The sequence below is a fragment of the Pseudogemmatithrix spongiicola genome (assembly GCF_030623445.1).
Lineage (GTDB): Bacteria > Gemmatimonadota > Gemmatimonadetes > Gemmatimonadales > Gemmatimonadaceae > Pseudogemmatithrix > Pseudogemmatithrix spongiicola.
Genome location: NZ_CP130613.1, coordinates 3,035,213 through 3,046,577 on the forward strand (window position 1 = coordinate 3,035,213; position 11,365 = coordinate 3,046,577).

The window sequence follows — 11,365 nt, forward strand, 5'->3', positions numbered from 1 at the left end:
GAGGTTGTTCACTGAGGCATAACTGAGGAAGCTGGAGGTGCGAGCCACCCAACCTTCAGCCAGAGGCCTCAGTGAACATCCACAACAATGCGCGATTGACCGCCTGGGGGCGAGCCGAGCTCGTCCGCCGGGTGGTCCTCGACGGCGAGCCGGTGCGCGCCGTCGCCGCGGCCCTCCACATCAGCCCGAGCACGGCTTACAAGTGGCTGCGCCGCTTCGCGGCCGGGGGCTGGGCGGCGCTGGCCGACCGCTCCTCGCGCCCGCATCGCTCGCCGACCGCCACGCGGCCGGCGCTCATCGAGCGGATTCTCCGCCTGCGCGCGACGCGGCTCACCGGGCCGGAGATCGCGGAGCGGCTCGGGCTCGCGGTCTCGACCGTGGGCCGGGTCCTCACGCGCGCGGGCCAGGGCCGGCTGAAGGGCCCGGGGGCGACGGGCGGGCCGCGCTACCAGCGCGAGACGCCCGGCGAGCTCGTGCATGTCGACACGAAGGCCCTCGATCGCTTCGTCACGGCGGGCCATCGCGCGCACGGCAACCGCTCGAAGGTCGGCCGCCGTCGGGGGCTCGGGCAGGACCATCTCCACGTCGCGGTCGACGACGCGACGCGGCTCGCGTACGCGGCGCTGCTGCCGACACAGGACGCGGCGGCGTGCACCCGCTTCCTCGAGGCGGCGCGCCGCTGGTTTGCGCAGCTGGGCATCGCCGTCACCGGTGTGATGACCGACAACGCCAAGGCGTACACGAGCCACGCGGTGCAGGCCGCGCTGGCCGCGCACGGGATCCGGCACCTGCGCACCAAGCCCTACCGCCCGCAGACGAACGGCAAGGCGGAGCGCTTCATCCAGACCGCGCTCCGCCGCTGGGCCTACAAGAAGCCATACCGGACCTCGGCGCACCGCAACGCGGCGCTGCCCGACTTCCTAGATTGCTACAACGTCGAACGGCCGCACCGGTCGCTCGGCCGCGTCCCGCCGCTGCTCCACTTCCTCATGCAGCGTGAACAACGTCCTTAGAACCGACACCTAGGGCGTGTGCGATCCGTGCCGCTCAGCGCACGCGGTCACCCGAGCGCAATGCCTCCGGTGGATAGACCACCACCCGCTCGCCCGGCTCGAGCCCCTCGATCGCCGCCGACTCCGGTCCGCGCGCAATCACAGTCACCGATCGCTCCGTCGCCACGCCATCGGCATCGACGGCGAACACGCGCCAGCCGTCGCCGTCACGCGCCAACGCGCCGGTCGGCACGATGCGCGCGCTTTCGAGGCGGCGCAGCACGATGCGGACGTCCACGGCGAAATCATGCCCCACGGTCAGCCGACCCGAATGCAGGTCGCCGATCACCGGCACGCGCTGCTCGTCGACGCCCAAGGTGCTGCGCACGGTCTGCGCGCTGGGCTCGATGCGCGTGACGTGGCCGCGCAGCGTGTCGCCGCCGACGATCGCGTAGAGCGTTGCACCGACTCGCACGCGCGGCGCGTCGGCGCTGAGCACGCGCACGACGACCTCGGGGTCGCCGAGTGCGCCGATCTGCAGCAGTGGCGTACCCGGTGGCACGACGCGCCGATGCTCCTCGTCCACCCGAAGGATCACGCCAGCGGCCGGGGCACGGAGCTGCACGGGCTCGCTACCGCCGCCAGGCAGGAATGCGCGCGCCGCCTCGACCTCGTGTTGGGCGGCGGCCACACGGGCGCGCGCGGCATCCAGCGAACGCGCGGCGCCCTCGTGCGTGGCGCGCGCGATCTCCTGCTGTTCCTCGGAGACTCCACCGCTGGTGGAAAGGCGCTCGGTGCGCTCCAACGCGCGCCGCGCCTCGCGCTCGCGTACGACGGCCGCGGCGAGGGCCGCGCGTGCCTCCTCCACTGCCGCCTGCGCCACGCCGACCCTCGCCTGCAGTTGCGACGTCGTCGCCGGGTCCTGCGCGGCGGCGGTCAAGGTGCCGAGCAGCGTGCCGGCGCGTACGCTATCACCCGCCAAGCGGCCAACCGGCGTCCAGGTGCCGGCCACGGGCGCCGTGAGATCCTCGTGCCAGCGGGCCCGGGTGCGGCCCTCGTCCACGAGCAGCTCTTCGAATACGCCCTCGCGGACCGTGGCCAGCTCCACGTCGACGCCGCGCGCGCGACGCTGCCACGCGAGCGCCGTGAGGGCTGCGACGGCAGTCACGCTTACAGCGAGTACGATCCATCGGGTGCGCGTAGTCATGGGGTCACTCCCGGGTCTTGAGCGATTCTACCAGGTCCAGCCGATCGAGGCGATGTCGCAGGGGCCACAAGCTGAACAGGCCGGCGAGCACCGGAACCGCCAGGCCGAGCCCGATAGTCCGCGGACCGATCACAAGCGGCAGGCGGAACATCTCGTCGCGACCCAGCGACTGCACGGTGGCCCACGCCATGCCGATGCCGATCGCGATGCCGAGCGGCAGGCCGAACGCGCCGAGCAGCCCGATCTCGCCGAACAGGATGCGCGACACTTCACCGCGCGTGAAGCCGAGCACACGCAGCGAGGCGAGGTCGCGCGCGCGCTCGGACAGCGTCACGCGACCCGCGTTGTAGATCGTGCCGGCGGACAGCGCGCCGGCGATCAGCAGCATCGTCGTCAACACCATGTAGAAGCTCTCGCGGATGGTCGCGTCGAAGCTCTCGCGCATGCGCACGCGCGCCGTCACGGACTGCACCTGTGGCGCGGCGACGAGCCGTGCGTAGAGCGCCGCCTCCTGCCGCGGATCGATCTGCAGGTCGGCACTCGTGACGGCCTCGCCGCCACCGACGAGCGCCGCCATGGCCGCTGCCGGCACGTAGACGCTACTGCCCGTGAGGTCTTCGACCACGCCGACCACCGGCTGCGCGATACGCCGACGCCGCCCGTCGAGGAACTCGAGGTCCACCGTGTCACCGACGCCGGCTGCCAGCACGCGGCTGAGCGACGCGCTCAGCGTCACGCCGCCGGGATGGATGGTCGGGATGCGCGCCGCGAGATCGGACACCTGGCGCATCCGCGCAGACGAGTCGACGCCCACCAGCGCCGTCTGTCGCTTGCGATGGCCGTGCCAGGCGCGCACCGCAGCCTCGCGATGCGGCTCCACGCGCAGCACGCCCGGGAGCGCCAGCAAATCGGCGACCACCGCGGGGCCCTGCGGGGCCGCGAACACCACGGTCACGTCGGCCCGCGCGGCGATGTCGAACATGACGTGCTTCATGCGCCCGATGGCATCGAAGCCGAAGGTGCCGACGACGACCACCGCGGCGCCGAATCCGATGCCTAGCGCGGAGAGCGCCGTGCGCCAGGGCCGGTGCGTGACGCCGCGCGCGATCATGCGCGCGATTGGCGAGCCGTGCCGCCCGAGCACGGTCTCGACGATGCCGCTCGCGTACAGCGCCGGCTGCTCCGGTCGCATGGCCTCCGCTGGCGGCAGGCGCAGCACGCGGCGCAGCGCGCCGAGCGCCCCGACCACCGCGGCGACCACGCCGATGCCCACGCCCGCGGCAATCACCGCGGGATACAGCGGCGCCGTCAGCGATGGGAAGCGGAAGAACTCCTGGTACATCTCGCTCAGGAACGCCGCCAGCCAGATGCCGAGCCCGACGCCCGCGACGCTGCCGACCATCACGGGCACCAGCGCGAACAGCGTGTAGTGGCGCACCAACGCCGCCGTCGGGAGGCCGAAGGCCTTGAGCGTGCCGATCTGGTCGCGCTGCGGGATGACCACGCGGCTCAGCACCAAGTGGACGAGGAAGGCCGCGACGCCGAGAAAGATCGTCGGCAGGACGCTCGCGAAGGTCCGGTTCTCGTCGATCTCCGAACTCAGGAACTGGTGCGAGGGATGCAGCCTGCGCGTGGTCGCGCCGAAGCTGCCGTAGCGCTGCAGCGCGTCGTCGAGCGCGGCGACGACGGCGGCGGTATCCGCGCCGGGCTCGAGCGTCAGCGCAAGCTCGTTCCACGCCTGCTCGAGGTCGAAGGCCTGCTCGGCCTCGGCGTCCGGCAACCAGAGCACGCCGTAGCGCTTGGAATCGGGCAGCATGTCGCCGGGCCGCAGCTCGTAGACGAACTCCGCGGAGATCCCGACGCCCACCACGCGCAGGTGGCGCCAGCGTCCGCCGATCACGGCACCCAACGTGTCGCCGAGGACGAGGCCGTTGGCGTCGGCGAAGCCCTGACTCACGGTCACGGCGTCGGCCTCGTCGGCGGCGGGCAGGCGTCCGCGCCGCAGCACCACGCGGTTCAGCGAGCCTGGCGTCTCGTCGTGAATGCCGACCAGCCGCGCCGTCGCCGGTTCGCGCAGGCCGGGCACGCGCACGACGACCTCGCCGCCGGCGCGGGTCTCGAGCCGCTCGACGCCGACGATGTCGCGCAACGCGGGGACGATCGCATCCGGCGCGCGGCGCACGCGCGCGAACACGTCGGGGAACCGCGAACGCTCGTAGTACGCCAGCTGTGCGTCGCCGAGGACGTGGACCATGGAGCGCATGCCCACGAATGCCGCGATGCCGCAGGTGACGACGACGGCGATCGCCAGCATCGAACCGAAGTGCCGCCGCAGGTCGCGGCGCAGCTTCTTGTCGAGGAGACGTCTCACCATGCCAGCGCCTCCGGATCCACCGGCGCCGCGACAGCCTCGTCGCTCACGATCTGGCCGTCGCGCAGCTTGAGCACGCGGTCGGCCATCGCGGCCACGGCGACGTTGTGCGTGATGACCACCGTCAGCGTGCCAAACTCCCGATTCGCCGTCTTGAGCGCCTGCAGCACGAGCTTGCCCGTGCCCACGTCGAGCGCGCCGGTGGGCTCGTCGCAGAGCAGCACGTCCGGACGCTTGGCGACGGCGCGGGCGATGGCGACGCGCTGCTGCTCGCCGCCGGAGAGCTGCGCGGGGAAGTTGTCCATGCGCTCCCCCAGCCCGACGAGCCGCAGCACCTGGGCGGGATCTGCCGTCGCCTTGCCGTGCTTCTCCGTGGCCAGCGCCGTCACCAGCGCGACGTTCTCGAACGCGGTGAGGGCCGGGATCAGGTTGTAGAATTGGAACACGAAGCCCACGTGCTCGCGCCGATACTGCGTCAGTGCGCGGTCGTCCGCGTCGGTGAGGACGTGGTCGCGGAACTCCACGGTGCCGGCCGTCGGCGCATCGAGCCCACCGAGGATGTTGAGCAGCGTGGACTTGCCCGAGCCCGAGGGCCCGAGAATCACCACGAACTCGCCGGCGTAGAGGTCGAGGTCCACGTTGCGCAGGGCGTGCACCTGCACCTCGCCCATCGTGTACGTCTTGGCGAGTCCGCGGGCGTGGAAGACCGGGGCGGTAGTCACACTCAACGCTGGACCCCGGCGGCCCCGGCGTCTGTCAGGAAAATCAATGCTGATGTGTCGGGTCTATCCCAAGCGTCCCGCCCCGTACAGCTTTCTCCGAGCCTCCCTTCAACTGTCCGGATTCCGCCATGCGTCTACACGCCCGCCTGATCGTCGCCCTCACGCTCCTCGCGCCGTTCACCACTGCTGACGCCCAGCGCACCGAGCGCCCTCCGCTCCACGGCCAGCACTGGGTCGCCGTCACCGGAAAGCCGCTCGCCGCCACCGCCGGCGCGATGATCTTCCAGCAGGGCGGCAACGCCGTGGACGCCGCCGTCGCGATGCTCGCCGCGACCTGCACCATGTGGGACACGCTGGGCTGCGGCGGCGAGACGCAGGCGCTGATCTACCATCCGGGCCTCAAGAAAGTCATCGGCATCAACGGACTGGGTGTCGCGCCTACCGGCGCAACCGCTGAGTACTTCCGTTCCCGCGGCATGCAGTTCCCGCCGGAGTTCGGGCCGCTGGCGGCGGTGACGCCGGGCACCCCCGGCGCGCTGATGGTGATGCTTGCCGAATACGGCACGATGTCGCTGGCGCAGGTGCTCGCGCCGGCGCTCCAGATGGCCGAGCAGGGCTATCCGATCGAAGCGCAGCTCGCCAACGGCATCCATGCGAACCGCGAGCGCATCAAACAGTGGAAGTACTCGCCGTCCGTGTTCCTGCCGAACACCGGCCAGGAGCGCGAGGCACCGGTGGCGGGGCAGATCTTCCGGCAGGCGGATCTCGCGGCGACGTTCCGCAAGTTGATCGACGCCGAAGCGCAGGCACTGCGCCGCCGCCGGCCGCGCAAGGAGGCGATCATGGCCGCCTACGAGCGCTTCTACCGCGGCGACATCGCCGAGGAGATCGTGCGCGCGGTGCAGGAAGAGGGCGGCCTCTTCACGCGCGAGGACCTCGCGAACTGGCAGGTGAAAATCGAGGAACCTTTCTCGACGACGTACCGCGGCGTCGAGGTCTACAAGCTGCAGCAGTGGCAGCAGGGTCCCGTGATGCTGCAGGCGCTCAACATCCTCGAGAACGCCGATCTGCGCGGCATGGGCTACAACTCGGCGCAGTACATCCACACCGTGTACCAGGCGATGAACCTCGCCTACGCCGACCGCGACTTCTACTACGGCGATCCGGCCTTCGCGCCGGAGGAGCCGATGCGCGGGTTGCTGAGCAAGGAATACGCGCGCAGCCGTTGGGGGCAGATGAGCCTCACGCGCAACGACGCGCGCGTGAAGCCGGGCGACCCGTATCCGTTCCAGGGCGGCACGAATCCGTACACGGCACTGCTCGAACGCTGGAGCACCGAGGGGCCGCGGGCGATGGCGCGCGCGGGTGCCGCGGGTGGCGAGACGCTGCGTTCCGACGACGCCACGTTCGACGACGCCTTCACGCGCGGCACGACGAGCATCCAGGCCGCCGACAAGAACGGCTGGATGGTCAGCATCACGCCGAGCGGCGGTTGGGTGCCGGCGGTGATCGCCGGCCGCACGGGCATCGGGCTCTCGCAGCGCATGCAGAGCTTCGTGACCGATCCGGAAGACGGGCCGTTCAACGTGATCGAGCCGGGCAAGCGCCCGCGCGTCACGCTCACGCCGACGATCGCCATGAAGGACGGCGAGCCGTGGATGGCCTTCTCCGTGCAGGGCGGCGACACACAGGACCAGGACCTGCTGCAGTTCTTCCTCGCGATGGTCGAGTTCAACCAGACGCCGCAGCAGGCGGCGGAGCATCCGGGCTTCCACTCGTACCAGATGCGCTCGAGCTTCGGCGCGCACGAGGCGCGCCCGGGCCGCCTGCAGCTGAACGAGCGCATTCCGAGCTGGGTGCGCGATGAGCTGCGCACCAAGGGCTACTCGCTAGAGTTCGCGACGCATACCTCGGGACCGATCACGGCGATCATGTGGGATCGGCGGAACCGGTCGTTCTGGGGGGCGGCGAGCAACAACGGGGAGGATTACGGAATCGCGTGGTAAGCGCGGCGGCGATGCGTAGCGTCGGCGCGTTGGGCGCGCTGGCGCTGTTCGTGGTGGCCGGGCTGTGGACGGCGCGCGCGGGGGAGGCGGGCAGCCTCTGGAACGATCTGGCCGCGTCTGTCGCCGTGGCGTGGGGCGTCGCATTCGTCGCGTGAGCGTTCGCGAGACGGCTGACAGCCGACCCGGCGCGTGCCTTCCTGATTGCGGTGTTGGCGCTCGGGTGGCTGGCACTCGGCGGCACGTTCGGACTCTTCGTCACGCGCCTCTTCAGCCCCATTCCGGTCGACGGCACCAGCATCGCCATCACGTGGACGCTCGTGCTTGGCCTTCTCGCCGTCGGCATCGTGAAGGCGAGCGGTCCGGCGGCGCGGTTCGCCGACGCCATCGAGGTCGGCGCCGCGCTGCTCGCCGTGCTCACCATCGGGCGCCTCGGCGCCTCGGCGCTGGCAACGCAGCGCGACGCCGGTGCCAGTGCCGAGGCCGCCGAAGCGTGGGAAGACGCGCGGCAACCCGCGCGACCCGACATCTACTTGGTCGTCCTCGACATGCGCGCGTCGGTCGGGTGGATGGCGTCGGAGTACGGCTACGACCAATCGCGATTCCTGGATTCACTGCGTGCGCTCGGATTCTCGATCCCCACCGCGGCATACGCGAACTACACGCACACACAGCTCGCGCTCCCATCGCTGCTGAACGGTCGCCTGCTCGAGGATGACTCGACCACCGCGACGGTGGAAGGCAGCGCCGTGTACGACCTGGTCGGCGAGTCGTCGCTGTGGCCGACGGTGCACGAACGCGGCTATCGCATCGCCTTCTTCCCGACACCGTATCCAGCGACCCGGGAACTGCCCGAATCCGACCTCGACCTGCCCGCTCCGTCCACGCGGCGCATTCCGTGGGCCGAGACCTTAGTCGCGCACTCGCCGTTCGCCCTGAGTCCTGAGCTGCGCTGCCATGTCTTCGAATGCGAGGAGTCCATCCTGGCGCCGTTTCCCTTCGAGTCGGCGTCGGCGCTCGAGTGGAAGTTCAAGATGCTTGCGACGTTGCCCGATAGCGCGGGACCGGTGTTTGCCTTCCTACACGTCTTGAGTCCTCACGAGCCCTACCTCTACGCCGACGACTGCTCGCATCGGACGCCGTGGTGGCCGCTTGATGAGGTCGATTCGGACGAGCAGGACGCGCTGCGCCGCGCCTATGGGGCACAGGCCCGCTGCGTCGACTCGCTGACGCTGGGCGCGGTCAGCGAGATCCTGCGTCGGTCGGAAATCCCGCCGGTCATCGTCATCACCAGCGACCATGGGCACGGCCGGATCGGCCGTGATGTGCTCCGGGGCATCACGTTCGAACTGGACGAACTCCCGCCCGCACGCTTGGCGGAACGCTTGCGCGTCTTCACGGCCGTGCACCTACCCCGCGGAGCGGCTGCGATCCCCGACACGATCTCGCTCGTGGAGCTCATGCCCCTTGTCCGACGTGCGGCTTGGGGCGATACCGTCAACGTGCACCGGGAGGCGCCGTCGTATTGGTCGCCGTTCCATCGGATGCACGACTTCGTTCCGGTACCTCGGAGTCAGCTTGACGAGCCACCGCTCACCGACCGCCCGTGAGCGTCATCTCGTTCTCGTCGAGGATGTACGGACGTCGACCGCCCGCGTGTTGCAGTAGGCGTGAGTTCAGCTCGGCGCCAAGGTCGCGGACGACCCACGTGGGGGTCGTGCTTGGCGGCCCGAGGATGTCGATGAGCGTGAAATGCGGCGTCCTCGACTCGGAGCGCCGCACGAAGATCACGGCGAACGGATCGTCAAGCCCGCGGATGAGCGACTGCGCGCCTCGCTGATGGGCCGTCAGTCTCGACTTGATGCGATGCTCACGCGGCCAACCCTGTACGTTGCCGATCACCAGCGCGGCGAACGCCACGCCCGCCACCGGCAGCAGCAGCCGCGGGAATCGCGCCAGTGCGACCACAGCGGCGGCGGCAACGAGCGGGAACAGCTCTAGGTAGTACAGGGTCCAGTGCACCGGGTGCGGCATCAGCGTGTAGACCACGAGCATCGCTGACACCGAACCCACGGCGAACCACGCCACGCCCGCGCCGAGCAGGGCGAATCCCACCGGTGCAAGCAGCCAGGCATGCACCCACACCCTCGTGCCGACGACTTGGGCGCCGAGCGCGGTCCCGCGCCCGAGGATATAGTCGGGTATGCGCTGGGGGCGGTGGTCTGCGTAGAGGAGCTCGAGCTCCCCGCTCAGCGCTTGGAAATCCGCAGGCAAGGGTTGGCGCGGCGCCGACGTGTCGCGTGCGAACCCCGGCATATCGAGCGGAAAGTACTCTCTCGAGTACTCGCTGTAGGGCATGCGCCCGGGGCTCCCCAAGGTCCGCATGCTCCAGTACGGAACGATGCTGCAGATCACGATGCCGACGACGACGGCCGCACGCCATCCATCCAGTTGCCGTTCGCGCCAGACGCGACGCATCAGCAGGGCGGCGATCGGCACCGCCAGCGCCATGCCGGTGACAGGCCGGGAGATGCCTATCCAACCCATGCAGGCGACGAGCAGGACCAAGAGCGTCGCGCGCGGTCGCTGCCACCAATGATGCAGGGCCAGCAGCGCACCGAGGTACAGGGTGGTGGTGGCCGTCTCCGAGAAATAGCTCGCATGCCACGCCGCAGCGGGTGCGCTGCTGGTCCACAGCAACCATGCCCCTGCCGCTGGCCATGGTCCGGCGAGACGACGCACCAGCAGGACCAGCAAGGCGGCCGCACCTCCGGCGAGGAGGACGGGCATCAACCCAGGCAGTCCGATCCAGATGCCTGGCACGAGGAGCGGCGCGAAGCCGGGCGGATACTTCGCGAATATCGCTGGCTCCATGAACACATGGGGCATCGCCCAGGCGAGCGGCTGCGGTGGAGTCGCTGCGGTCCAGCTGCCGCCGGCCAACAGCCGCGCCTGCACGACGTACGCGCGCTCGTCGTGAAATGCGCCTGGCTGGTCGAGTCCGCCCCACATCCAGGTGACCGCCAGCGCGGTGACGAGGGCGGCGACCGCAGGAAACGCCGGCGACGAGACGAACGACTCGAGGCGCCCGCGCCGGCTCACGCCAGTCGCCCGGCCGGTTTACACTCGTCGAGCGGCAGCGCGCGCCAGTACCGCCAGAGGTAGGCGAGATAGCTGCCCCGCCGCTCCAGTTCGCGCGCCAGCGGATGCTGGCTCATCTCGGCGTCCGCGACGGGCAGGTTGTAGTATGGGATGCCGACCCAGAGATGATGCGCGACGTGGAGGTTCATGTGCATCGGCGCCAGGAACCATCGCTCGAACGCGTTGCTTTCGAACGTGATCAGGCGATGGTGATCCGCCGTGGCGTCGGCCTCGGGATGCGAATGCTCGAGGAACGACCGGCAGAGGTCGGCGAGATACGTGAAGACGAACACGGGCAGCAGCCACATGAGTGGATAGCCCCACCAGCCGAATGCCGCCGTCAGCCCACCGATCAAGGCGACCTGCCAGCCCCCGAGGATCGCCAGGTCTCGGACGGTGTAGCCGTCACCCGTGGCACGGTTGCCCACCAACACGTTGTGCGCGGCCCGCCACACGCTCGTGATGCCCACCAGGAAGGCGGCCAGCTCGAGACGCTCTGACTTGTTGAAGCAGGCGTGCTTGAAGCGGTCGGGATCCTCTGCGTGGCCCAGGTACTGGTGGTGCGCGAGATGGTTCCTGTTGTTCAGTCGCGTGATCGCGCCGATCGGCCCGAGGATCACGAGATCGTTGAATCGGTCGTTGGCGGCCCGCGTCGGGAAGAGGCGCCGATGGAGGCCATCGTGCCCCATGATGTACAGGGCGTAGTAGCGCGAGCCGACGAACACGGCGGCCAGCAGACAGACCCACGCCCGACCGTCCCAGCTCGCGATGGTCCAGGCCGCGATGATCGTCGCCCAGCAGAGCACGGCATCGCGCACGACGATGCCCGGCCGCAGCTGGCTGAGCGCTCGCACCCGTTCCGGCGTCAGGAGGGTCGAGCGATACGGTTGATAGGGGTCGAAGCCGTCAACCTCTGCCATGCCGGGAAT

The 11,365-nt window shown here is 70.0% G+C and carries 9 protein-coding genes; 4 read left to right on the plus strand and 5 right to left on the minus strand.

The annotated features are described in order from the left end of the window. Window positions 1-71 precede the first annotated feature (71 nt). The gene (locus tag Strain318_RS13940; protein ID WP_367886306.1) at window positions 72-1,013 is read left to right on the plus strand and encodes an IS481 family transposase; all 942 of its coding nucleotides are present in this window, start codon (window positions 72-74) and stop codon (window positions 1,011-1,013) included. A 34-nt stretch (window positions 1,014-1,047) separates the two neighbouring features. Here the strand turns inward: Strain318_RS13940 and Strain318_RS13945 are convergent, their stop codons facing one another. Genes Strain318_RS13945 through Strain318_RS13955 form a run of 3 tightly spaced genes read right to left on the minus strand, consistent with a single transcriptional unit; the run spans window position 1,048 to window position 5,241 of the window. Further along, complete coding sequence (locus Strain318_RS13945) at window positions 1,048-2,160, minus strand: efflux RND transporter periplasmic adaptor subunit (RefSeq protein ID WP_367886307.1); 1,113 nt, start codon at window positions 2,158-2,160, stop codon at window positions 1,048-1,050. A gap of 43 nt (window positions 2,161-2,203) precedes the next feature. Then, window positions 2,204-4,573 (minus strand): ABC transporter permease, encoded by a 2,370-nt coding sequence (locus tag Strain318_RS13950; protein ID WP_367886308.1) that lies wholly within the window; start codon window positions 4,571-4,573, stop codon window positions 2,204-2,206. Next, on the minus strand, window positions 4,567-5,241 hold the full coding sequence (locus Strain318_RS13955) for an ABC transporter ATP-binding protein (protein WP_367887928.1): 675 nt from the start codon (window positions 5,239-5,241) through the stop codon (window positions 4,567-4,569). The genes Strain318_RS13950 and Strain318_RS13955 overlap by 7 nt, the downstream gene beginning before the upstream one ends. A gap of 179 nt (window positions 5,242-5,420) precedes the next feature. Between Strain318_RS13955 and Strain318_RS13960 the strand changes: the two genes are divergently transcribed. The 3 genes from Strain318_RS13960 to Strain318_RS13970 are packed head-to-tail and all read left to right on the plus strand — an operon-like array spanning window position 5,421 to window position 8,905. Then, window positions 5,421-7,298: a gamma-glutamyltransferase family protein gene (locus tag Strain318_RS13960; protein WP_367886309.1), complete on the plus strand. Its 1,878-nt coding sequence runs from the start codon at window positions 5,421-5,423 to the stop codon at window positions 7,296-7,298. 11 nt (window positions 7,299-7,309) lie between these two features. Next, window positions 7,310-7,453 (plus strand): hypothetical protein, encoded by a 144-nt coding sequence (locus Strain318_RS13965; RefSeq protein ID WP_367886310.1) that lies wholly within the window; start codon window positions 7,310-7,312, stop codon window positions 7,451-7,453. A 51-nt stretch (window positions 7,454-7,504) separates the two neighbouring features. Further along, window positions 7,505-8,905 (plus strand): sulfatase-like hydrolase/transferase, encoded by a 1,401-nt coding sequence (locus tag Strain318_RS13970; protein ID WP_367886311.1) that lies wholly within the window; start codon window positions 7,505-7,507, stop codon window positions 8,903-8,905. Here Strain318_RS13970 and Strain318_RS13975 read toward each other — a convergent pair. Both Strain318_RS13975 and Strain318_RS13980 read right to left on the minus strand, forming a co-directional pair. After that, the gene (locus Strain318_RS13975) at window positions 8,889-10,397 is read right to left on the minus strand and encodes a hypothetical protein (protein ID WP_367886312.1); all 1,509 of its coding nucleotides are present in this window, start codon (window positions 10,395-10,397) and stop codon (window positions 8,889-8,891) included. The genes Strain318_RS13970 and Strain318_RS13975 overlap by 17 nt on opposite strands. Continuing rightward, on the minus strand, window positions 10,394-11,356 hold the full coding sequence (locus Strain318_RS13980) for a fatty acid desaturase family protein (RefSeq protein ID WP_367886313.1): 963 nt from the start codon (window positions 11,354-11,356) through the stop codon (window positions 10,394-10,396). Before Strain318_RS13980 ends, Strain318_RS13975 begins: the two co-directional genes overlap by 4 nt. Window positions 11,357-11,365: the final 9 nt, after the last annotated feature.

Coding starts and splice junctions, on each gene's coding strand:
- Strain318_RS13950 (WP_367886308.1), bottom strand. CDS start 4,573: ATGGTGAGACGTCTCCTCGACAAGAAGCTGCGCCGCGACCTGCGGCGG.
- Strain318_RS13955 (WP_367887928.1), bottom strand. CDS start 5,241: ATGGGCGAGGTGCAGGTGCACGCCCTGCGCAACGTGGACCTCGACCTC.
- Strain318_RS13960 (WP_367886309.1), top strand. CDS start 5,421: ATGCGTCTACACGCCCGCCTGATCGTCGCCCTCACGCTCCTCGCGCCG.
- Strain318_RS13965 (WP_367886310.1), top strand. CDS start 7,310: ATGCGTAGCGTCGGCGCGTTGGGCGCGCTGGCGCTGTTCGTGGTGGCC.
- Strain318_RS13980 (WP_367886313.1), bottom strand. CDS start 11,356: ATGGCAGAGGTTGACGGCTTCGACCCCTATCAACCGTATCGCTCGACC.